The organism is Pseudarthrobacter sp. NPDC092424, assembly GCF_044754925.1.
In the GTDB taxonomy this organism is placed as follows: Bacteria; Actinomycetota; Actinomycetes; order Actinomycetales; family Micrococcaceae; genus Arthrobacter.
Window position 1 is genome coordinate 169,867 of record NZ_JBIVQC010000005.1, and the last position, 21,135, is coordinate 191,001.

General features: G+C 69.5%; 18 protein-coding genes. 7 read left to right on the plus strand and 11 right to left on the minus strand.

The annotated features are described in order from the left end of the window. The first annotated feature begins 5 nt into the window (after window positions 1-5). Entirely contained in the window at window positions 6-677 is a 672-nt protein-coding gene (locus tag ACIQCN_RS09930) for a YitT family protein (RefSeq protein WP_400610699.1), read from the plus strand. Between the two features lie 13 nt (window positions 678-690). Here the strand turns inward: ACIQCN_RS09930 and ACIQCN_RS09935 are convergent, their stop codons facing one another. Genes ACIQCN_RS09935 through ACIQCN_RS09945 form a run of 3 tightly spaced genes read right to left on the minus strand, consistent with a single transcriptional unit; the run spans window position 691 to window position 8,122 of the window. Next, window positions 691-1,521, minus strand: a complete 831-nt coding sequence (locus ACIQCN_RS09935; RefSeq protein ID WP_400606746.1) for an Fpg/Nei family DNA glycosylase — start codon at window positions 1,519-1,521, stop codon at window positions 691-693. Next, a complete protein-coding gene (locus tag ACIQCN_RS09940) occupies window positions 1,514-6,568 on the minus strand; it encodes a DNA glycosylase AlkZ-like family protein (protein WP_400610700.1) in 5,055 nt (1,684 codons plus the stop codon). The genes ACIQCN_RS09935 and ACIQCN_RS09940 overlap by 8 nt, the downstream gene beginning before the upstream one ends. A gap of 36 nt (window positions 6,569-6,604) precedes the next feature. After that, window positions 6,605-8,122: an FAD-dependent oxidoreductase gene (locus tag ACIQCN_RS09945; RefSeq protein WP_400610702.1), complete on the minus strand. Its 1,518-nt coding sequence runs from the start codon at window positions 8,120-8,122 to the stop codon at window positions 6,605-6,607. Between the two features lie 184 nt (window positions 8,123-8,306). Here ACIQCN_RS09945 and ACIQCN_RS09950 point away from each other — a divergent pair, with 184 nt between their 5' ends. Further along, complete coding sequence (locus ACIQCN_RS09950) at window positions 8,307-8,777, plus strand: DUF4383 domain-containing protein (RefSeq protein ID WP_400606752.1); 471 nt, start codon at window positions 8,307-8,309, stop codon at window positions 8,775-8,777. Window positions 8,778-8,883: 106 nt separating this feature from the next. Here ACIQCN_RS09950 and ACIQCN_RS09955 read toward each other — a convergent pair whose 3' ends face one another. The 4 genes from ACIQCN_RS09955 to ACIQCN_RS09970 all read right to left on the minus strand — a co-directional run bounded on the left by ACIQCN_RS09955 (window position 8,884) and on the right by ACIQCN_RS09970 (window position 12,218). Further along, complete coding sequence (locus ACIQCN_RS09955; protein ID WP_400610704.1) at window positions 8,884-9,492, minus strand: DUF4232 domain-containing protein; 609 nt, start codon at window positions 9,490-9,492, stop codon at window positions 8,884-8,886. A gap of 157 nt (window positions 9,493-9,649) precedes the next feature. After that, window positions 9,650-10,366: a YcnI family protein gene (locus ACIQCN_RS09960; protein WP_400610706.1), complete on the minus strand. Its 717-nt coding sequence runs from the start codon at window positions 10,364-10,366 to the stop codon at window positions 9,650-9,652. A 79-nt stretch (window positions 10,367-10,445) separates the two neighbouring features. After that, on the minus strand, window positions 10,446-11,087 hold the full coding sequence (locus tag ACIQCN_RS09965) for a hypothetical protein (RefSeq protein WP_400610708.1): 642 nt from the start codon (window positions 11,085-11,087) through the stop codon (window positions 10,446-10,448). Window positions 11,088-11,132: 45 nt separating this feature from the next. Then, window positions 11,133-12,218, minus strand: coding sequence for an NAD(P)H-dependent flavin oxidoreductase (locus tag ACIQCN_RS09970; RefSeq protein WP_400610710.1), 1,086 nt, complete (start codon window positions 12,216-12,218; stop codon window positions 11,133-11,135). Between the two features lie 69 nt (window positions 12,219-12,287). Between ACIQCN_RS09970 and ACIQCN_RS09975 the strand changes: the two genes are divergently transcribed. The 4 genes from ACIQCN_RS09975 to ACIQCN_RS09990 all read left to right on the plus strand — a co-directional run bounded on the left by ACIQCN_RS09975 (window position 12,288) and on the right by ACIQCN_RS09990 (window position 15,521). After that, a complete protein-coding gene (locus ACIQCN_RS09975) occupies window positions 12,288-12,638 on the plus strand; it encodes a hypothetical protein (RefSeq protein WP_400606763.1) in 351 nt (116 codons plus the stop codon). A gap of 193 nt (window positions 12,639-12,831) precedes the next feature. Continuing rightward, window positions 12,832-14,049: an NRAMP family divalent metal transporter gene (locus ACIQCN_RS09980; protein WP_400606766.1), complete on the plus strand. Its 1,218-nt coding sequence runs from the start codon at window positions 12,832-12,834 to the stop codon at window positions 14,047-14,049. Then, window positions 14,046-14,831: a putative hydro-lyase gene (locus tag ACIQCN_RS09985; protein WP_400606768.1), complete on the plus strand. Its 786-nt coding sequence runs from the start codon at window positions 14,046-14,048 to the stop codon at window positions 14,829-14,831. The genes ACIQCN_RS09980 and ACIQCN_RS09985 overlap by 4 nt, the downstream gene beginning before the upstream one ends. A 39-nt stretch (window positions 14,832-14,870) precedes the next feature. Continuing rightward, window positions 14,871-15,521: a LysE family translocator gene (locus ACIQCN_RS09990; RefSeq protein WP_400606770.1), complete on the plus strand. Its 651-nt coding sequence runs from the start codon at window positions 14,871-14,873 to the stop codon at window positions 15,519-15,521. Between the two features lie 139 nt (window positions 15,522-15,660). Here ACIQCN_RS09990 and ACIQCN_RS09995 read toward each other — a convergent pair whose 3' ends face one another. The 4 genes from ACIQCN_RS09995 to ACIQCN_RS10010 are packed head-to-tail and all read right to left on the minus strand — an operon-like array spanning window position 15,661 to window position 20,532. Further along, complete coding sequence (locus ACIQCN_RS09995; protein ID WP_400610711.1) at window positions 15,661-16,347, minus strand: GntR family transcriptional regulator; 687 nt, start codon at window positions 16,345-16,347, stop codon at window positions 15,661-15,663. A 32-nt stretch (window positions 16,348-16,379) separates the two neighbouring features. Next, complete coding sequence (locus ACIQCN_RS10000) at window positions 16,380-18,116, minus strand: acetyl/propionyl/methylcrotonyl-CoA carboxylase subunit alpha (protein ID WP_400610713.1); 1,737 nt, start codon at window positions 18,114-18,116, stop codon at window positions 16,380-16,382. An 11-nt stretch (window positions 18,117-18,127) separates the two neighbouring features. Beyond that, window positions 18,128-19,777, minus strand: coding sequence for a 5-oxoprolinase/urea amidolyase family protein (locus tag ACIQCN_RS10005; RefSeq protein WP_400610715.1), 1,650 nt, complete (start codon window positions 19,775-19,777; stop codon window positions 18,128-18,130). Then, window positions 19,774-20,532 carry a LamB/YcsF family protein gene (locus tag ACIQCN_RS10010; protein ID WP_400606780.1) on the minus strand — a complete coding sequence of 253 codons (759 nt, stop codon included), beginning with the start codon at window positions 20,530-20,532 and terminating at the stop codon, window positions 19,774-19,776. Before ACIQCN_RS10010 ends, ACIQCN_RS10005 begins: the two co-directional genes overlap by 4 nt. A 261-nt stretch (window positions 20,533-20,793) precedes the next feature. On the opposite strand from ACIQCN_RS10010, the gene ACIQCN_RS10015 reads away from it, so the two are divergent. Then, complete coding sequence (locus tag ACIQCN_RS10015) at window positions 20,794-21,123, plus strand: GYD domain-containing protein (RefSeq protein WP_400606782.1); 330 nt, start codon at window positions 20,794-20,796, stop codon at window positions 21,121-21,123. Window positions 21,124-21,135 lie beyond the last annotated feature (12 nt).

Below are 21,135 nucleotides of genomic sequence, written 5' to 3' on the forward strand. Positions count from 1 at the left end.
GTGGTGTGATGACCCGCAGACTCGTCCAGCTCCTCATCGGCCTCGCCCTGTACGGGGTGTCCCTGGCGATGCTGATCCGCGCAGGACTCGGCCTGGACCCGTGGGACGTCTTCCACCAGGGCGTAGCCAACCGGACAGTGCTGAGCATCGGCACCGTAGTGGTCATTACCAGTTTCGTCGTGCTGCTGCTCTGGATTCCGCTCCGGCAGCGGCCGGGCTTCGGGACCCTCTGCAACGCGGTCCTGGTAGGGCTCTTCGCAGATCTGGGCCTGGCGGTGATTCCGGACGTGACGCACGTCGCTGGCCAGTTCGCGATGATGGGCGGTGCCGTGCTGCTGAACGGCGTGGCCTCCGCGTGCTACATCGGCGCCCGCTTCGGCCCGGGGCCCCGCGACGGACTCATGACCGGTCTGGCCCAGCGCACCGGGCGGTCCATCCGGCTGTGCCGTACCCTGATCGAGGTCACTGTCCTGGCCATCGGCTGGGTACTGGGCGGTTCGGTGGGTGTGGGCACCGTGGTTTATGCACTTGCCATCGGCCCCCTGGTCCAACTCCTTCTGCCCCGGTTTATGGTGCCCGGGGCGGCAGCGGTTCCAGGCAGTCCCGCCAGCGAAGAACCCACGACGGCGGCCCGCTGGTTCGGCCGGCAGGACGCGTCGGGGGCCAAATCCAGGTGAGCAGGGCGTGGCTTCAGGCGGGGGCGGGCTGGCAATGCGGGCAGAAGTAGATGTCGCGTTCCTCGTCGCCGTTGGGCTTTCCCAGCAGCCCGCGGCGGATGGGCGATCCGCACTTGAGGCAGGGCCGGTGTTCGCGGCCGTAGACCCAGTAGCCGGGCCGTCCGGCCATTCGGCCCACAGGCAGCCCGCGGGCGTTGAGCACGGTGACGCGCCGGCCAGGCCCGAGGTTCACCTCCAGGAGCTGCTTGGCATCCGTCATGATGGTCCGCAGATCGGCGACCGCCGAGACGGGAACAGCGGGATGGACTCCGGACAGGAAACACGCTTCGCACCGGTAGATGTTTCCGATGCCGGCCAGGTTCCGCTGATCAAGCAGGGCCACGCCCACGGGAACGTCCGGCGCGGCACGGATCCGGCGTTCGGCCTCGTCCACGTCCCAGTCCGGGCCCAGCAGGTCCGGCCCCAGGAACCCCACCACCGCGTCCTCCTGGTCCGTGGCCACCACCTCCAGCAGCCCCAGGGAAAATCCGACGGCGTCCGCAGCCGCCGTTCGCAGCACGCACCGGGCCGTGTGGCCGGGTTTGCGCCACCGGCCGCGGGGCGGATAGACCTGCCAGGTCCCTTCCATCTTCAGGTGGGAATGGATGGTGAGCCGTTTGCCGCCCGGACCCGCGACGCGCATGAGCAGGTGCTTGCCGCGAGGCACCACCTCGGCCACGGTCCAGCCGGCCAGGTTCAGTGTGGCGAACCGCGGCACCCGGAAATCCGAGGCCAGGAGCGTCTGCCCGGCCAGGGCTTCGTGCAGCTGCCGGGCCGCGCGCCAGACGGAATCGCCTTCAGGCACGGATCCTCAGCCCCTTCGGCGTGGAGTAGGCGCCGGCCGCAGTGAGCGCCGCCGCGACCGGGGTATCAAGGATCCCGTGGCCGTTGACCTTCTCCATGATCAGCTTGTCCACGGCACCCCGGGTCACGACTCCGGCCAGGGCCGCGGCCGCGGCGGCCAGGACGGCGTCGTCATCGCTGAAGGCCAGTAGGGTCTTGCCGCCGCGCTCCACGTACAGCGACAGGGCACCGTCCACCAGGACCACCAGCGCTCCTGCCTTCCGTCCGGGCCGGTGTCCGGTGCCGGCGTCGTCATGCAACGCAGGCCAGGGGAGCGCTGCGCCGTAGGGGTTGGCGGGGTCCGTCGCGGCCAGTGCCAGTGCAACCGGCTCCGCCTTGGCCAGCTGGGTGTCCTCGGAGTAGGAGCGCAGCCGGTCCACCGTGGCGGGCACGGCGAACTGGGCTGCCCCCAGGTGTTCGATGAAGTAGCCGCGGCGGCACCGCCCGGCCTCCTCGAGCCGCGCCAGCACTTTATACATGAGGCCGAAGCCGCCCAGGATCTGCTCCGCCATGACAGAGCCCCGGGTGACCACTCCATAGCGGTCCAGGAGCAGTTCCGCCGTACCGCGCGCATGGATCGTGGCGTCCAGTTCCGGCTGCGGCAGCGCCGACCAGCGGCCCGCCGCCATGGACGGCACCGCTCCGGCGCCGCCCAACCGGGAAGAGCCCAGCCCTGAAGAACCCAATCCCGCAGCCCCGCTCAGCCCTGGGGACCCCAGCAGACCTGTGCCGTGCGAACGGCCAAGCCTGCTGAGCCGCGGCGCCCTTGCCCGCGGCGCCCGGGCCACCTGCCGGTGTGCGGTGTGCCCGCCGGCGATCAGTGCCCGGACCGGGGCGAACGTATCGCCGGTGATCCGCCCGGCCCAGGCCAGGTCCCACAGCGCCGCAACCACTTCCTGGTCGCCCGGCACAGCGTCCATGCCGCCGGCCACGTCGGTCAGCTGCCGGAAGAAGTAGCCGCCGCCGTTGTTCCGCAGATGGTCCAGGATCCGCTGCTGGGCGTCGCCGGGTTCGTAGTCGGGCGACGGGTTCAGGGTCAGTTCCGCCGAATCTGCCAGGTGGAGGCTGATCCAGCCGTCGTTGCCTGGCAGCGGGCCTGCCCCCGACCACACCACCTCGCCCGCCGCCATGAGCTCATCCAGCATGGCCGGCTGGTAGTTGGACACCCGGCTGGCCAGCACGAGCGGCTCCCATGCGGACGCCGGGATGGGCACGCCGGACAGCTGGTCGATGGCGGTGACGATCCCGTCCAGCCCCCGCAGGGACGGCTGTCCGCGGCCGCTGCCGGGTGTGCGGACGTGCTGCCACGCGGGCAGGAACCGGCCGTATGCGGACGCATCCACAGGCTCAACCTCGGCACGCAGCGCAGCAAGCGAACGACGCCGGAGCTTGCGGAGGACCTCGGCATCACACCATTCGCTGCCGGCCGGGTGGGCCGTCGGCTGCGGAGCAGCTTCATGTGCGTCCGCGGATGCGGTGTCGGGCGGCGTGGCGTGGGGGCGGAACTCGCCCTCCACCACGCGGCCGTCCGCCGCGAGGCGTTTGAGCGCGGTTTCCACGACGGCGACACCAAGCCCCAGCCTGTCCGCGGCCTCGGCGGCCGTGAAAGGCCCGTGCGTGCGGGCGTAGCGGGACACGAGGTCGCCGAGCGGATCGGCCACGGGCTCGATGAACGCCAAGGGAACGCCCATGGGCAGCGGCACGCCTATAGCGTCACGCAGCCGGGCGGCATCCTCCACAGCGGCGAACCGCTCCACGCCGCCGATCGTCACCCGGATGGCCCGGTTGGCCCGCTGCAGCGCCACCAGGTGCGCGGCGGCCTCGGCTGCTGAGGCGCCCGGCGCGCCCACCGCGTTGCCGGCATCGGCGTCGTCGGCAGGCAACCCAGTTTCGGCGCCGGCGTCGGAGGCCCCGTCAGCAGCCGAAACCCCGTCCGGCCCCTGCAGCCGCTCCGCCGTTTCTTGCGGTGTCAACGGCCCCAGCAGCCGCAGCAGGTCAGCTACGCCTTCCAGCCCCCGGGCGCGGCGGTCCGGGACCAGCCGCTGCAGCTCGCGCTCGGTAGCCTCGATGACCTTCTCATCAAGCAGTTCGCGCAGCTCAACCCGGCCCAGCAACTCGTTGAGCAACGTCGAATCCAGGGCGAGGGCGGCAGCCCGGCGCTCGGCGAGCGGGGAATCGCCCTCATAGAGGAACTGGGCCACGTACCCGAACAGCAGGGACTTGGCGAAGGGCGAGGGCTGCTGCGTCGTGGTCTCCAGGATGCGCAGCTCCCGGCGCTCCACCGACGCGGCAATGTCCTTCAGCGCCGGGAGGTCGTACACATCCTGAAGGCACTCGCGCACCGTCTCCAGCACGATGGGGAACGTGGGGTATTTCCGGGCCACGTCCAGCAACTGTGCGGAACGCTGCCTTTGCTGCCACAGCGGCTGCCGTTTTCCGGGGGTCTGCCTGGGCAGCAGCAGGGCGCGCGCGGCGCATTCCCGGAAGCGGGACGCGAACAGGGCGCTGCCGCCCACCTCGGCTGTGACTATCTGCTCCAGCTCCTCCGGATCGAACAGGAACAGCTCCGCACCGGGCGGTTCGTCCTCCATCATGGGAACGCGAAGAACGATGCCGTCGTCCGCGGCCATGGCGGAGCCGTCCAGCCCGTACCGCTGGTGCAGCCGCTGCCCCACAGCCAACGCCCACGGCGCGTGCACCGGCATGCCGAAGGGGCTGTGCAGGATCACGCGCCAGTCGCCGAGTTCGTCATGGAAGCGCTCCACCACCAGCGTGGTGTCACTGGGGACCACCTCGGTGGCTTGCTTCTGCTCGGTGAGGTACTGGATGAGGTTGTTCGCGGCGAAGCCGTCCAGCCCGCTGGCCTTGCAGCGTTCGGCGGCAGGGCCGGCGTCGGACGCTGAAAGCTCCCGCACGAACGCTCCCAGGGCGCGTCCCAGGTCCACCGGCCGCCCCAGTGAGTCGCCCTTCCAGAACGGCAGCTTGCCAGGCTGACCGAACGCGGGGGAGACCAGGACCCGGTCATGGGTGATGTCCTCGATCTTCCAGCTCGTGGCGCCCAGCGCGAAGACATCGCCCACACGCGATTCGTAGACCATCTCCTCGTCCAGCTCGCCCACGCGCCGGCCGCCCTTGGGTGCGCGGGCCGGCTTGCCGTCCTCCGCAGGTGCTGCGGAGCCCTCCACTTCGGTGCCGATGATGTACACCCCAAAGAGCCCGCGGTCCGGGATTGTTCCGCCTGAGGTGACGGCCAACCGCTGAGCCCCCGGCCGGCCCTCGATGGTGCCGGCGTTGCGGTCCCAGATGATCCGCGGCCGCAGCTCGGCGAATTCGTCTGACGGGTACCGCCCCGCCAGCAGGTCAAGGGTGGCCTCGAACGCCGAACGGGGGAGTGAAGCGAAGGGGGCGGAGCGGCGGACCGTGCTGAACCATTCCTCCACATCGATGCTGCCAAGCGCGGTGGCGGCCACGGTCTGCTGGGCCAGGATGTCCAGCGGATTGGCCGGGATGCTGAGCCGCTCGATCTTTCCGTCCAGCATCCGCTCCACCGTGATGGCGGTGTGCACCAGATCCGCTCGGTGCTTGGGAAACAGGACGCCCTGGGACACTTCGCCCACCTGGTGGCCGGCACGGCCCACCCGCTGCAGCCCGCTGGCCACCGACGGCGGTGATTCCACCTGCACCACCAGGTCCACCGCGCCCATGTCGATGCCCAGTTCCAGGGATGAGGTGGCCACCACGCAGCGCAGCCGGCCCGACTTCAGGTCGTCCTCGATCAGCGCCCGCTGGTCCTTGGATACGGAGCCGTGGTGGGCGCGGGCCAGTACCGGGTCCGCCCCGGCGGAGCTTCCGGCCTGGGCCATCATGTGCGCGGGGGTGGCGGTTGAGGCAGGAATGCCCGACGGCGGCGCCCCCGGCGGCGCGTCTCCCCAGGCCGCGGCCGTCCCAGGCGCAGCTGCGTCCGTACCCAGCCCAGGTGTGTCCCAGCCGCCGCCCGCGGCGACGAGCTGGCGTTCGGCGTAGATCTCATTCAGCCGCGCCGTGAGCCGTTCGGACAGGCGGCGGGAGTTGGCGAAGACGATGGTGGACTGGTTGGCCAGCACCAGGTCCACGATCTTTTCCTCCACATGCGGCCAGATGGACGCCTGCGGCTGGAGCCCGGACGCGGGGCCGGAGTCGAACGCGCCCGCCGCGCCCTGCAGGTCCGTCATGTCCTCCACCGGCACGGACACCGTAAGGTCCCAGTTCTTTTTGGCCGGAGGCGCCACGATCTCCACGGGCGCAGTCCCGGCCAGGAACTGCGCCACGAGGTCCCGCGGCTCCACGGTGGCCGAAAGCCCGATCCGCTGCGCCGGTTTGGGCAGCAGCGCGTCCAGCCGCTCAAGCGACACGGCCAGGTGCGCCCCGCGCTTGGTCCCGGCCACGGCGTGGACTTCGTCGATGATCACCGTGTCCACCTCGGTGAGGGTGTCGCGCGCCCTGGAGGTAAGCATGAGGAACAGCGACTCGGGCGTGGTGATCAGGATGTCCGGCGGGTTGCTCAACAGCGCCCGCCGGTCCGCCGTAGTGGTATCCCCGGACCGCACCCCGACGCTGACCAGCGGCGCCGGCAGGTCCAGCCGCTTGGCCGTCTGGGTGATGCCGATCAGCGGGGAGCGAAGGTTTCGCTCCACGTCCACGCCCAGCGCCTTCAGCGGGGAGATGTAGAGGACGCGGGTCTTTCGCTTGGGAGCGCGGGCGCGTTTGCCTTTGGGTACTTCAGCGGGGACAGGGGCGGGTGCGGCGGAACTGATCAGCTGGTCCAGCGCCCACAGGAACGCGGCCAGCGTCTTGCCCGACCCCGTCGGGGCAACCACCAGCGCGTGCGAACCGGACGAAATGGCGTTCCATGCCCCGGCCTGCGCGGGCGTGGGCCCACTGAACGCACCCAGGAACCACTCCCTCGTGGGGCGGCTGAACTGCCCCATGGGAGCATCAGCGCCGGGAGCAGGCGGCCGTTCCGGGTTCATGCCTCCATCATGCCCCACCCCGCCGACAGCCAGGCCTCACCCCTTGTCGGCTCCCGGCAGGTTCCGGGTAGCCGGTCCTTCGAGGAGCGTTCCGTCGCTGCTGAACCGGGAGCCGTGCAACGGGCAGTCCCAGGTCTTCTCGCTGTCGTTCCAGTGCACGATCCCGCCCAGGTGTGTGCACACTGCGGAGAGCCGGCAGGTGGTCCCGTCCACGGTGGAGACGGCCACGGGACGTCCGCTTCCGCCGTCGACCGTTCCCGTCCCCTCCGCAGGGACAGCCGGTGCCGCCGCCGGCGGCGCTTCCCTGCGCAGCTTCCGGCCAGCCGCCTTGCCCCAGTCCGTGGCCAGCCGGGCGGCCACGCCGGCGTTCAGGCCAACGGCGGACAGCGCCCCGGACGGCGACGTGACCCGGTGGTGGATGGTGTCCGCCCACGGGACCTGGCCGCCCAGGATGTCCGCCGAAATTCCCAGGGCTGCGGCAACGGCGTTGGTCATGCCCCACTTGTTGTAGCCGGTGCCGAAGTACACGTGGCCGCGGCCTCGGGGGAGCTTGCCGAAGAACGGCATGAGGTTGGTGGGCTGGTAATCCTGCGCCGACCAGGTGTGCGTTGGCACGGCGCCGGGATAGTGCTGGCCGGCCCACGCGAGTAGACCTTCCAGATGCGCTTTTTCGGACGGGGTCCGGCCCACGGGATGCCCGTGGCCGCCCACCAGGAGGAGGCGCCCGCCGTCGGACCCGTAGTCCCGGAGTGAATGGGTGGGCTGTTCCACGGAAATGTACATCCCCGGAGGCGGCTCCTGGCCGTCGGGGAGCTGGAGGGCCGCCGCGTAGGAGCGGTGCGGCTTCAGCTTGGCGAAGTACAGTCCCCGGTCCAGCACGGGCGTGCCGGTGGCCAGCACCACCTGGTCCGCGGTGACGCTGCCCCGGTCCGTCTCCACCGTGCACGGCCCGCTGCCGGTGACGTCCCGCAGCCGGACACCCGTTGCGATCGAGCCGCCGCGGCTGCGGAGGTCCGCAATCAGCGCGTCCAGGACCTCCATCGGGTGGATCTGCGCCTGTCCGGAAAGGCGTGCGGCGCCGTGGACCGGGAAGGGCAGGCCGGCGTCACGCACGTATTCGACGTCCAGGCCCGCGGTGGTGGCCGCGCTGACCTCTTCGCGGAGCTTTTCCGTGGCAGCCGGCGTGGTGGCGTAGGTGTAGGCGTCCCGGCGCTGGAACGGAACGTTGTGCTCCTCCAGGTAGCGCAGCAGCCATGCCTGCCCCTCGCGGTTGGCGTCAACGTACGCCTGGACCTGGTGCCGGGGATACTGCCGTGCCAGCTGCGCCAGGACCGTGCCCTGCAGCAGGGTGACCTTGGCGGTGGTGTTTCCCGTGGTCACCGCGCCAGGGTGCCGCGCCTCCACCACCAGCACATCCTGCCCCGACCGTGCCAGCAGGAGCGCGGTGACCAGGCCGGTGAGCCCAGCGCCGGCCACGACGGTGTGGTACCGGGAGCCCGGCTTGAACGGATCAGGAACAAAGGTATCGGGACGGTCCAACCAAAGTGATGTCATGTCAGCTGCCTGCCTCCGTGGTGAAGGCCCTGGCCGGGGCCGGTTTTGTGATGGGTCCGTTATGGAGCCATCCTTATCCGCGCGGGATTTACTAAGTATACTTAGGGTGTCCGGGTTTAAGTCTATGGCCAGGCCCAGCCCGGCCGGCATCTTGTGTACGTTTCGACAGACACCAGGAGAAGTCATGACAAGCATCAGCTCGGACGGCAGCACCGTGGGCCGGACCACCATCCAAAAAGCAGCGCTCGCCGTGGGGGCGGTTTTCCTCCTGGTGGGCGTCCTGGGGTTCATCCCGGGAATCACCACCAACTACAGCGCACTCGGCTTCGCCGGCCACGGCTCGGAGGCGCTGCTGCTGGGCATCTTCCAGGTTTCCGTGCTGCATAACATCGTGCACCTGCTGTTCGGCGCAGCCGGGATCGGAATGGCACGCACCGCGGCACAGTCCCGGAACTACCTGGTGTGGGGCGGAGCCATCTACCTGGTCCTGTGGCTCTACGGGCTGCTGATCGGGCACGACACCGCCGCCAACTTCGTCCCCGTCAACACGGCGGACAACTGGCTGCACTTCGTCCTGGGCGTCGCCATGATCGGACTGGGTGTGGCCCTGTCCCGCGGCACCGCCCACACCCGCCGCACCACCACGGCCCACTAACGGCAGACACCATAAACCAGGGCGGCCCGGCATTCAGCCGGGCCGCCTTTGTTGTGCGGTGGAACGGTTGTGCGGTGGAACGATCCCTGCGGTAGCGAGCGTGCCGTCAGCTGGGCTGGAACGCCCCCACGCTCAGCAGCGTGATGTCGGTGTTGGTGCACGCCTTAGTGGGCTGGGCAAGGAACAGGGAGCCCTTGTCCTCCGGGGGGTAGATTCGGTAGCCCGCGGCGTCCGCCAGCTTGCATTCCATGTAGTTCCGGGCCTGCGTATAGCGGAGCACCGCCGTGCCGCTCTTGCCCGGGGCCAGGAGCACATCCACGGGGGCCGCGGTGTTGTCGCGGCTGGCCGGAGCGCCGATGGGTGCGCCGGTGGCGTCGGCCACGAGGGACACTCCCGGGAAGCCGCGCAGGAGGCACGGTTCGGTGCCCTTGTTGGTGAGCATCAGTTTCATGTAAACGCTGCCGGCAGCTCCGCCGCCGGTGGCGTCCGTAGCAGCGGAAAGTCCCTCCGCCTTGCACAGGGCAGGCGAACCCGCCGCGGTCGACGACGGTGCCCCCGACGCGTCCGGCGTGGCACTGCCGCTGGGACTGGCTGAGTCCGTGCCGTTCGGCGCGGGGCTGGCGGAGCCGGTGCCCGGGCTGGTGGCGGACTGCTGTGGCTGGCTGGGCCCGCACCCGGCCAATACCAGAGCCGCCGCTGCAACCGCCGTAGCCATGACTAAACGGGATGAATTTCGCTGAGACCTCATGGCACCACCTTTGCGCCACCCGTTGCCCGCGTCAACGACGCCGCGTGGCGGAGGCCCATTTGATGCCCGGATCGTGATGAACCGGGCCTCGCCCGGGACCTCCGCCAGCGGTCACCAATCCCGGTTACTTATCCGTAGCGCGGTTCCGGGTGCGCAGCAGCGCCGCGCCGCCGAGCGCCAGCCCGCCCGCACCTGCGGCGAGTCCCGCCCAGCTGCGCGCAGAGGCCCCGCTGTCCGCCGCCGTCGTCCGCTGTTCTTCCGGTGCCACGCCGTGTTCGACCGCGTTGTGCGCGACGGAGGCCGTAAGGGTGACCGCAGGCGCCGGGGCAGCGAGCGAGTGGGGGTCCTCGCCGTCCTTGGCGATCTGCGACCAGTCGGTCTGGCCTGTTTCGCAGGTCTGGAGCGTGGGGAAATACAGCGTCATCCCGGCCCTCTCGGGGAGCTTGACGGACAGCACCAGCGCGTCGCGGAGCTCGTGCGGTAGCGGGGTCTTGGCGGTGTAGACAATCTGGCTGGTGCGCTGCGTGATGGACGAGCCGTCCGCGAGTTTCCGCGGTTCCGCCAACTGTTCCGTCACCTTCTCGACGGTCCAGTTGGGGTTAACGGTGGGCTGGGCGTCGTTCAGCTCCTGCGGCAGAGTGATGGCCATTTTAGTGGTGGCCGATCCGTCGCAGCCGTGCGGAATGCCGAAGGTGAGCAGGGCGTAGGAACCGGCGTCGGTTTTGTCGGGAGTGACGCCTACGTGGGCGGAGGCGCCGGCCGCGGAAGCGAAGAGAAGCAGTGCGGCGCCGCCGGTTGCTGCAGCGGCGGACAGGGTACGGCGAAGGAAGGTGTTATGCATGGGTTTGCCTTTCGGGTGCGCGCCGCATCGGGGCGCGCAAAAGTAAAGGGTGTTCGGACCGGCACGAAAGCAGTGCGGGTCAGGCGGAAAGCACGGCGGCGGAAGGCGGGCCGCGCCGGCTGTCCTGCCGAAGGTTCCGCCAGGGGCGCAGGGGGCCCGCAGCGGACGGGAATACGGCGGGAGCCTTTGGGCCGGGGCGCACGACGGCGGCCCTCGGCAGTTCCGCGAGCGGCCGCAGCCACGCGGCCAGGTGCCAGAGGGCGTTCTCACCCTGGGCGAGCAGAAGCGCGCAGCCGAGGGTGGCCAGAGCGTGGGCGGCCAGCATGACCGGGGCAGCCGCGGGATCGGCGGGGCTCACATGGGAGGCCACGTGGGCCAATGCGGCGATGGGCACGTCCAGGGTGCCGGTATCGTGGGCGTGCGCCCCCGCCGGCGGTGGCGCCACGGCAGGCGCGGAGGGTGTAGCGCTGAAGAGGGTGAGTGCCTCGTGCAGGGCAAGCTGCCCGCCGGTCAGGAGGGCTCCGATGGCGGGCAGGCCCAGCCGAAGGCGCGTGGCGACGGTGCAGGAAAGGACTGTCAGGGCAAGGATGGCCAGCAGGATTCCAGCCGGGGGAAGGCCGCCGCCGCCGGCCAGGTGCGCCCCGGCTGCCAGGGTGACTGTGGCGGTGTTGAACGACGCAGCGCGCAGGGCGTGGAACGGGGTCCGCGGCGACGTGCGCATGGCGGCTCCTTCCACGGGGTGTGCTGCTGGGGTCCGCCCTGAATCTTACCGGCGGATGTGCTCGGGGAGCCCCGCCACGAGTTCGGCCAGCACGTCGGCGGCGCTCCGGTACCGGACAAGGGGCGCGGCCTGGCCCGCCCACAGGGACATCAGGTCCGTGTTCCCCTGGGCGGCCGCCTCGGGCCGGAACCGTCCGGTGAGCCAGTTCTGAACCGGGAACGGGGCGATCTGGTCCCCGGCGATGCTGCGGGTCACGCGGTTGGGAATGCCGCGCGCCAGCCGTCCGCTGAGGGCACGCGTGAGGACCGTGTGCGCGGCGGCGGGGCTGTGCAGCATGTCGCGGTAGGCGGGAACAGCAGCCGACTCCGAAGTGGCCAGGAAAGCGGTACCCACCTGCACGCCGTCGGCCCCTAATGCCAAAGCGGCGGCCACACCCCGGCGGTCCCCGACGCCTCCGGCCGCGATCACCGGAATGCGGATGGCGTCCGCGATCTGCGGCACCAGCGCGAAGGTGCCCACCAGCGACTCCTCGGCCGGGGCCAGGAAGGAGACCCGGTGCCCGCCGGATTCCGCCCCGCTGGCCACCACTGCGTCCACGCCGCCGGCCTCCAGCGCTACCGCTTCGGCCACGGTGGTGGCTGTGCCTACAATCCTGGTTCCCTGCCGGTGGGCGGCCTCCACCACCTCGGCGGAGGGGACGCCAAAAACAAAGCTGACGACGGCGGGACGGGCTTCCAGCGTGGCCTCCACCTGTTCGGCGTAGTCGGCCATGAAGCGGGCCGGCGGCTGCGGCAACGGGAGGCCAAGCTCATCAAAAAACGGCTTCAGCGCGGCGGCGTAGCGGTCGAAGCCCGCCCGGGGCAGGGACGTGGTTTCGGAGCCTGTGGGGATCCACAGGTTCAGCGCGAACGGCCGGCCGGTGGCTGCCCGAAGTTCGGCTGCCGTGCGACGGATGGCATCCCCGTCATACCCGTAGAGGCCAAAGGAGCCCAGCCCGCCGCCGTCGCTCACGGCAGCGGTGAGGCGGACGGAGGAGACGCCGCCGAACGGCCCCAGCACCACTGGAAGCCCGATGCCCAGGACGCCGGCGAGCCGGTTGGGCTGTGCTGCGGGGAAGCGCTCGGCAGTCATCGGTGCTCCTGTATCGGCGTCGGCGTTAGACTGCCACGGTAACTGCCAGGCGATCGCAAGGAGAAGTTCATGAACTACACCGGAAGCCAGTCAGAACGGGCCGTGGCCGCAGGGGAGCTGGACCGCAGCCACATCGGCCAGACGGTCAGTTTCCAGCCGAACGAGTTCACAGTCGTTTTTGGCCGGATCGCAGGAATCGCACGGACCGAGGCCATGGTGTACCTGTCCCTGGACGGGGTGGCCGGCGGCACGCACCTGAAGGATGAATATGACCTCCCCGTAGGCCACGACGTGTACCTGCAGGTGGACGTGATAACCAATGCCGAATCGACCATCAAGGATCTGTTCGGCAAGGTTCAGGAAAATCTGCGCGGTGCAACCCACAAGCCTGGGGACCACCCGGGCGGCTCTCCTTCGTAGCCCGGGCCTCCGCCGCATCCGGCGCAGACCGGGCAGCCGCCCGGCCTGCGCCGGATGGCGGATTATGCGGGGCCCGAAGCGTGACTGGACAAAATAGTTGTTGAACAATATCTTGCGCAGATTGTTCAACAACCTGTATCGTCTCTCAAGACGACCATTGTGACACCAGTCACCCAAAGTAACGGACGGACCCATGGCAGACACCGGCACAAAACTGAACCTGAGCTCCTCAGCCCGGCGAACGGCTCTCCTCGGGGCCATGTTCCTCATGGCCACCAGCGCCATCGGGCCGGGCTTCATCACGCAGACCACGGTCTTCACGGCACAGATCGGCGCGGCCTTCGCGTTCGCGATCCTGGCCTCGATCCTCATTGACATCGCCGTCCAGATGAACGTCTGGCGCGTCATCGGTGTCACAGGCCTCCGGGCGCAGGAGCTCGGCAACAAGGTCATTCCCGGCGTCGGCTGGTTCCTCGCCGGCCTCGTCTTCCTGGGCGGCGTGGTCTTCAACATCGGCAACATCGCCGGTACGGGTCTGGGCGTCAATGCGATGATGGGCGTGGACCCCAAGGTAGGCGGCATCGCCTCCGCGCTGGTGGCCATCCTGATCTTCCTCAGCAAGAAGGCGGGCATGGCCCTGGACCGCGTTGTGGTGATGCTGGGCGCGCTCATGATCCTGCTGATGATCTACGTGGCCATCGTTGCCGCGCCTCCTGTGGGCGAAGCCCTGAAGAACACGTTCCTTCCCGAAACCGTTGACTTCCTGATCATCACCACGCTGGTGGGCGGCACCGTAGGCGGCTACATCACTTACGCGGGCGCGCACCGCATGCTGGACTCCGGCGCCACCGGCATCGAGCACGTCAAGGAAATCACCCGCAGCTCCGTACTGGGCATTCTGGTCACCGGCCTCATGCGCGTCCTGCTCTTCCTTGCCATTCTGGGCGTGGTGGCCGGCGGTACCGTGCTTTCCAGCAACAACATGGCGGCGGAAGCCTTCGGCGCAGCCGCTGGTGAGATCGGAATGAGGATGTTCGGAGTGGTCCTCTGGGCCGCCGCCATCACCTCCGTCATCGGCGCTGCGTTCACTTCCGTTTCATTCATCACCTCCTCCAGGACCCCGGAGCGCAAGCGCAACCTCATCACGGTCGCATTCATTGCCGGCTGCGCCATCATTTACATGTTCCTTGGCCAGGCCCCGCAGCAGCTGCTGATCTTCGCCGGCGCCTTCAACGGCCTGATCCTCCCGGTGGGCTTCGCCGTCCTGCTCTGGGTGGCCTGGCGCCGCCGCGACCTCATGCACGGCTATGCCTACCCCAAGTGGCTGCTCATCGTCGGCGTCCTGACCTGGCTGCTGACCCTGTTTCTCGGCTGGAACTCGGTCATGGGCCTCGCCAAGCTGTGGGCATGATGCACCGCGCAACAGCACAACCCGCCGCGGCGCGCGAAGCGTTCCGCGGCGGGCTGGTTGAACCCACCGCCGGCTGGTCCCGGGGGTTTGCCCAGGCGAACGTCCTGGCCCTCCCGCGTGAACATGCCTTCGACTTCCTGCTTTTCGCCCAGCGCAACCCCAAGCCCTGCCCCATCCTGGGGGTGCTCGAACCCGGGCAAACCAGCGGGCCGCTCCTGGCCGGAGGGGACATCCGTACGGACGTGCCCAAGTACACGGTGTACCGGGACGGCGAAAAGGTGGACGAACCCACAGACATCCTGGAGCACTGGCGCGATGACCTGGTGACCTTCCTGATCGGATGCTCGTTCACCTTCGAAGCCGCCCTGCAGGACGGCGGGATCTCCATTGCGCACATCGACCAGGGTGTTAACGTGCCTATGTACCGCACCAACCGGGAGTGCGCCCCGGCCGGTTCGATGTCCGGGCCAATGGTGGTCTCCATGCGTCCGGTCCCCGCTGCCCAGGTGGCGGATGCGGTCCGGATCACCTCACGCTACCCGGCGGTCCACGGCGCGCCGGTGCATGTGGGAAACCCCGAGGAGCTGGGCATTACGGACCTGTCCCGCCCCCACTTTGGCGACGCAGTGCAGATTCCCGCCGGACACATTCCCGTGTTCTGGGCATGCGGTGTGACGCCCCAGGCCGCGGTGATGCAGTCGCGGCCGCCGCTGGCCATCGGCCACGCCCCGGGGCACATGCTCATCACGGACGCCCGGGACAGCGAGTACCTGATCCCCTGAAGGCGCGCGGACCGGCGTCCGTGCTGCATAATCGGGGGCGTGACTATCGCTTCCCTGATTGCCTTCGCGGGGCTGTGCCTCGTTCTGTCCCTGACGCCCGGGCCGGACACGTTCCTGGTGCTGCGAATTGCATTGAACCGGCCCAGTGCCGGCGTTGCGGCAGCGGCCGGCTCGGCGGGTGCCGCGATTGTCTGGGCCGCCCTGGTTGGCGTGGGCCTGGCTGCGCTCCTGGAGCAGTCCGCGGAACTCTTCCGCTGGCTCAAGATCGCGGGCGGTCTCTACCTGGTGTACCTCGGGGTTTCCTCCTTCATCAAGTCCCGGCGGGCCGCTAAGGCCGCCAAGACCGGACTTGCCGGAGAAGGAGGGGACACCCCGCTTCCTTACAGCAGGCTCTCCGCACTGGGGGCGGGGGCATTGTCAACACTGCTCAACCCCAAGGTCGGCCTGTTCTACCTCGCCGTGGTGCCCCAGTTCATCCCGCACGGCGGCGACACGATGGGCACGTCCCTGATCCTCGGCGTCGTCGTGGCGCTGATTGCCTTTGCCTATCTGTCGGTTGTTGCCGTGGTGGCGTTCAAGGCGATGCGGTGGCTGAAGCGCCCCAAGGTCAGCACCATCGTGGAACGGGCCAGCAGCGGGATCATCGCCGCGCTCGGCCTTGGCGTGGTGGCATCCGGCGCCACCAGCTAGGACGCCTCTCCCCGGAACCCTCTCTCACTTAATGCCGCTTTTATCAAAACCCTCTCTCACCCGGGGACTTGGACTTCCGGCTTTCCGCCGGTAAGTGAGAGAGGGTGCGGGATTTTGCCGCCTTAAGTGAGAGAGGGTCCTAGGCTTTTGCGCTGGAGAGCAGGTGCCCCAGCAGCTCGGCCTCGGCCGTGTCCAGGTACTCCCGAAGCTCCTGGGCGGCCTTCTCGTTCTCGCCGGCCCGCAGCCGCGTGACCAGCTGCACGTTGCGGTCCACGTAGTGGCTGTGGAAGTCCGGTGCGGAGGACATGGCATGGAAAACCAGGCGCATCTCGGCGAGCACCCGGTCCATCAGGGACTGCAACGTGTGGCTTCCGGTCAGTCCCACCACTTCGCGGTGGAAGGCCTGGTTGGCATCGGCCATCTCCGCCACCGACCCGGCGTCACGGGCTGCCTGCGCGCGCTGCACCACGGCCTCCATGGTGGCAAGGGTGGCGGGCGTGGGTGAGCTCCACATCACCGCTGCCGGCTCGATGGCGCGGCGGACGCGGTAGATTTCTCGGACTTCGTCCACTCCCGGGGATGACACGAACACTCCCCGGTTCGGGATGCGGTGCACGATCGACTCGCTCGCCAGCGTAGTGAAGGCCTGCCGCAGGGTGTTCCGGGAGACTCCAAGGGCAGTAGAGAGCGACTGCTCGGAGAGCTTGGACCCGGGCGTCAGTTCACCGGCCGCGATCCGGTTGCGCAGCACGGATGCCACCCACGCCGTGGTGTGCGCGTGCTCGGCCATGCCGTCCAACCTGGTACCGTCCAACACCGTATCCATAGCCTTTCCCCCAATATCTCCGACCCTAAATCTTAACCGACCGTTCCGAGGACCTCTCCGCGCGCCACGGCAGCGCCGGGCTCCTGCGGTCCGCGGCTGAACGTGCCGGCCCCGGCGGCGGGAACCACCGTTTCCATCTTCATCGCCTCAAGCACAGCGACCGGTTGTCCGGCACCCACTTCGGCGCCGTCGTCGGCCAGCCACTTCACCAGGTTCCCGCCCATCGGGGCGGTCACCACACCGTCCGCGGCCGCCGTCCCGGGAGCAGCGGAATGGTCGACGGCGGCGCCACCACCGTGCATGAGCGCGTTGAAGACCTTCGCGGGGAGGCCCAGCTGCACGGCCTTCCCGTCCAGCTCCACCGTGAGTGTCTCGCGCTTGGCCAGGGGGCCTTCCACGCCGCTTTCGAGGGCGGCGGCCAGGCGCGTGGCGAAGGCGGACTCGATCCACGTGGTGTAGACGCCCAGGCGGTCCGCGGCGGTGAAATCGGCGTCGCGGACCACGGCCCGGTGGAACGGGACCACGGTGGGGACGCCTTCGATGCGGAGCTCGTCCAGGGCGGCGCGGGCCCGGCGCAGGGCCTGGGCGCGGTCGGCGCCGTGGACGATCAGCTTGGCCATCAGGGAGTCGTATTCGGACGGGATTACGGAGCCGGAGCGGACACCCGAGTCCACGCGGATGCCGGCGCCGGTTGGCGCCTCGAACACGTCCACGGGGCCGGGGGAGGGCAGAAAGCCGCGGCCGGCGTCCTCGGCGTTGAGCCGGAACTCGAAGGCGTGGCCCGCGGGCACCGGATCCTCAGTGATGGACACCGGCAGGCCAGCCGCGATCCGGAACTGCTCACGGACCAGGTCGATTCCGGAGGTTTCCTCCGTGACCGGGTGCTCCACCTGGAGCCGGGTGTTGACCTCCAGGAACGAGATCACGCCGTCCGGCGCCACCAGGTACTCCACGGTGCCGGCGCCGGTGTAGCCGGCTTCGCGGCAGATGGCGCGGGCGGATTCGTGGATGCGGCGTCGCTGCTCGTCCGTCAGGAACGGTGCGGGTGCCTCTTCAACGAGCTTCTGGTTGCGGCGCTGCAGCGAGCAGTCGCGCGTGCCCACCACCACCACGTTGCCGTGCGTGTCTGCCAGGACCTGTGCCTCCACGTGCCGGGGCTTGTCCAGGAACCGTTCCACGAAGCACTCGCCGCGGCCGAACGCCACGGTTGCCTCACGGACGGCTGAATCGAACGCGTCCTCGATGTCCTCGAGCCGGTAGGCGATCTTGAGGCCACGGCCGCCGCCGCCGAAGGCCGCCTTGATGGCCACCGGCACACCGAACTCCTCGGCGAAGGCGCGCACCTCGGACGCGTCTGCCACGGGTCCGTCCGAGCCGGGCACCAGCGGAGCGCCGGCGCGGACCGCGATTTCGCGGGCGGTGACCTTGTTGCCCAGGCTCCGGATGGCCTGCGGCGACGGGCCCACCCAGGTCAGTCCGGCGTCGAGCACCGCCTGCGCAAAGTCAGCGTTCTCCGAGAGGAAGCCGTACCCCGGGTGCACGGCGTCGGCGCCCGCCCGCGTGGCCACGGCCAGCAGTTTTTCAATGTTCAGGTAAGTGTCGGAGCTGGCTGAGCCCTCCAGCGCGTAGGCCTCGTCACTGAGCCGCACGTGCAGCGCGTCGGCGTCCGGGTCCGAGTAGACAGCGACGGAGGCCAGCTCTGCATCGGCGCAGGCGCGGGCGATCCGGACAGCAATTTCACCACGGTTGGCGATAAGTACTTTTTTCATGGTGGCTTCTTTCACAGGCTCGGAGCGGAGGTCAGGGGCTGCAGCGTTTCGGGGTCCACGGCAACAAACCGGAGGGAAGTGCCGGGCGGAAGCTGCGCCGCTGCGGGCAGGTCCTCCGGGATGACGGCGCCGATCACCGGGTAGCCGCCGGTCACCGGGTGGTCCGCAAGGAACAGGACAGGAAGGCCCGACGGCGGCACCTGCAGTGAGCCGGCCACCACGCCTTCGCTGGGCAGTTCCTCGGTCCGCGACCGTTCCAGCGCGGCTCCCGCTCCGGTGGTGCCCAGGCGGACGCCGATCCGGTTGGACTCCGGGGTCACGGACCAGGTCTGGGCCGTGAGGGCTTCGCGGGACCCGGGGGTGAACCAATCGTCGCGGGGGCCGGTGGTGATCCGCAGGACCACGGGCCGGTCCATGGCCCCGGCGGCAATGTCGTCGGGGAGGGTGGACGGTTCCGGATCGCCAACGATCCGGCCGCGGGCCACCTCGCCCACCGGGAGTACGGTCCCGTCGGCCAGGGGCTCCGGCCCGATGCCGGACATGAGGTCCGTGGACCGGCTGCCCAGTGCCGCCGGGACGTTGATTCCGCCACGGACGGCCAGGTAGGTGCGCAGTCCGGCGGTGGGCCGGTCCAGGCGCAGGAACTCGCCGTCGTGCAGGGCGAAGGGTGCGTACATGGGGGCGGGACGGGAGCCGTGCGGTCCCTCGATCTCCGCCGGGGCGGGTGCTCCGCTCAAGGCTGCGGTGAGCTCGCCGCGGGCCTTGACGGTGAGGCCGCCGAAGACGTTTTCAATCACGGCATCGCCGGGCGGGTTTCCGGCCAGCCGGTTGGCCTGCCGGGCACTGGCCGTGTCCGCGGCGCCGGCGGCGGAGACGCCCAGGTCGCGGTAGCCGGCCCGGCCCAAGTCCTGGATCAGGGACTGCGGGCCGGGGATGACGATCTCGAGGGCCGGGCCGGCGCCGGTTGCAGCTTTTGCGGGTGCGTTTGCCTGCGGGGCGGCCGGGGCCCCGCCGGCCGGTTCGGAGACCTCCACGAGTTCGCGGACGGCCACGTACTGGACGGTGCAGCCGGGGCGGATCAGCGCGGGCTGGTCCCGGTCCAGGTCCCACATCCGCGCCGCGGTGCGCCCGATAAGCTGCCAGCCGCCGGGGGAACTGCGCGGGTAGACGGCGGAGAAGTTGCCGGCCAGCGCCACTGATCCGGCGGGAACGGAGGTCCTCGGGGTGCTCCGGCGCGGGACGTTCAGGGACTGGTTCTCGCCCACCAGGTAGGCGAAGCCCGGCGCGAAGCCACCGAACGCGGCGGTCCACAGCTGGCCGGTGTGGGCTGCCACCACACCATCGGCACCCAGGCCGGTGAGGCGGCCCACCTCGGCGAGGTCCTCGCCGTCGTACACCACTTCGATCCGCACCGGATCAGCGGAGGAGGCCGCATCGGCGGAGGGGCTGCTGTCCAAAAGCGCGACGGCGGCGCGCGCCGCCTGCGCGTTGGCGCGGGAATCGAACACGGCCAGGACGGTCCGCGCAGCCGCGAGGACGTCCACCTGGCCGGCCGGCGGGTGTTCCAGCAGCTGGGCATGGAGGGCCAGCACGTGTTCCAGGGAGCCGAGCTCGATGAGCAGTGCGCGGGGTCCGGCCCAGCGGATGTCCGGGGAACTCACACGAAGCTCCGGATGGTGACGCCGGCGGCCTCGAGTTCGCGCCGGACGGCGGCGGACATGGAGACCGCGCCGGCGGTGTCGCCGTGCAGGCAAATGCTTTCGGCGGAGGTGCGGATCACGGAGCCGTCGCGGGCCACAATGGTGCCCTCGGTGGCCAGACGGACCATGTTGGCCGCCACCGCGTCCTCGTCGTGGAGCACGGCGTCCGGTTCCCTGCGGGACACCAAGGTGCCGTCCGGGTTGTAGGCGCGGTCCGCGAAGGCCTCCGCGACACCGCGCAGGCCGGCTGCCTCGGCGGCAGTGAGCGCGACGGAGCCCGGCAGGAGCAGCAGCGGGAGGTCCCCGCCGAAAGCCTTGACGGCGTCGACCACGGCCTGGGCGTGCACCTGATGGGTGACGATGGTGTTGTAGAGGGCGCCGTGGGGCTTGACGTAGCGGATCCGGCCGCCCGCCGCCCTGGCCAGCGCGTCCAGGGCCCCGAGCTGGTACAGGACATCATCGGCGAGTTCGGTGGGGGAGCAGTCCAGGAAGCGGCGGCCGAAGCCGGCAAGGTCCCGGTAGCCCACGTGCGCTCCAATGGTGATGCCGGCCGCTACGGCGTCGCGGCAGGTCTGGGCGATGGTGGAGGGGTCCCCGGCGTGGAAGCCGCAGGCCACATTGGCGCTCGAGACCGAGCGGAACATCGCGGCGTCGTCACCCATCGTCCAGTTGCCGAACGATTCCCCGACGTCGCTGTTGAGGTCAATGAAGGCCATGGTGATTCCCGTCTCCTTTTAAGTGGTCTCCCTAGGATGCACGAGAATCACAGATTGTTCAACAATTTATCCGTGTCCACCTGCCCACCCCTCGCGAGGTGGCAGTTCGCGGCAGTGTTTCCCGCAAGCACTGCCGCGAAATGCCACCTCGCGGGGGAAGAGGGCGGGGAAACGCGCAGTCAAAGGCGTTGCCGGCGGGGGACCACTCTGCCATCCTGTGGGTAAGGGAGAGCCCGGCGTCCAAAGCGACAGGACAGGACCATGCCTCTTTATCTTTCAAAGTTCAGTTACACGCCGGAGACGTGGTCGCGGCTGATCGACCATCCCGAGGACAGGCGAATGGCAGCGCAGGCCTATATCGAGTCGGTGGGCGGAAAGCTCCATGGATTCTGGTACGGATTTGGCGCCCATGACGGCTACAACCTGTGGGAGGCGCCCGACAACGTCTCCATGGCAGCCGTTGCCCTGGCGATCAGCGGGGGAGGAGCGTTAAGCTCCTTCGACACCACCGTGCTGCTGACCGTCGAGGAGACGATGGAGGCGCTCCGGACGGCCGGCGGCATCAGATACCGGCCGCCGGGTTCGGCGTAAGGGTGGACGGAG

What these genes read in the sequence shown, in the direction of transcription:
- ACIQCN_RS09940 (WP_400610700.1), bottom strand. Translation starts at nt 6,568, where the DNA reads ATGAACCCGGAACGGCCGCCTGCTCCCGGCGCTGATGCTCCCATGGGG.
- ACIQCN_RS09945 (WP_400610702.1), bottom strand. Translation starts at nt 8,122, where the DNA reads ATGACATCACTTTGGTTGGACCGTCCCGATACCTTTGTTCCTGATCCG.
- ACIQCN_RS09950 (WP_400606752.1), top strand. Translation starts at nt 8,307, where the DNA reads ATGACAAGCATCAGCTCGGACGGCAGCACCGTGGGCCGGACCACCATC.
- ACIQCN_RS09955 (WP_400610704.1), bottom strand. Translation starts at nt 9,492, where the DNA reads ATGGCTACGGCGGTTGCAGCGGCGGCTCTGGTATTGGCCGGGTGCGGG.
- ACIQCN_RS09960 (WP_400610706.1), bottom strand. Translation starts at nt 10,366, where the DNA reads ATGCATAACACCTTCCTTCGCCGTACCCTGTCCGCCGCTGCAGCAACC.
- ACIQCN_RS09965 (WP_400610708.1), bottom strand. Translation starts at nt 11,087, where the DNA reads ATGCGCACGTCGCCGCGGACCCCGTTCCACGCCCTGCGCGCTGCGTCG.
- ACIQCN_RS09970 (WP_400610710.1), bottom strand. Translation starts at nt 12,218, where the DNA reads ATGACTGCCGAGCGCTTCCCCGCAGCACAGCCCAACCGGCTCGCCGGC.
- ACIQCN_RS09975 (WP_400606763.1), top strand. Translation starts at nt 12,288, where the DNA reads ATGAACTACACCGGAAGCCAGTCAGAACGGGCCGTGGCCGCAGGGGAG.
- ACIQCN_RS09980 (WP_400606766.1), top strand. Translation starts at nt 12,832, where the DNA reads ATGGCAGACACCGGCACAAAACTGAACCTGAGCTCCTCAGCCCGGCGA.
- ACIQCN_RS09985 (WP_400606768.1), top strand. Translation starts at nt 14,046, where the DNA reads ATGATGCACCGCGCAACAGCACAACCCGCCGCGGCGCGCGAAGCGTTC.
- ACIQCN_RS09995 (WP_400610711.1), bottom strand. Translation starts at nt 16,347, where the DNA reads ATGGATACGGTGTTGGACGGTACCAGGTTGGACGGCATGGCCGAGCAC.
- ACIQCN_RS10000 (WP_400610713.1), bottom strand. Translation starts at nt 18,116, where the DNA reads ATGAAAAAAGTACTTATCGCCAACCGTGGTGAAATTGCTGTCCGGATC.
- ACIQCN_RS10010 (WP_400606780.1), bottom strand. Translation starts at nt 20,532, where the DNA reads ATGGCCTTCATTGACCTCAACAGCGACGTCGGGGAATCGTTCGGCAAC.
- ACIQCN_RS10015 (WP_400606782.1), top strand. Translation starts at nt 20,794, where the DNA reads ATGCCTCTTTATCTTTCAAAGTTCAGTTACACGCCGGAGACGTGGTCG.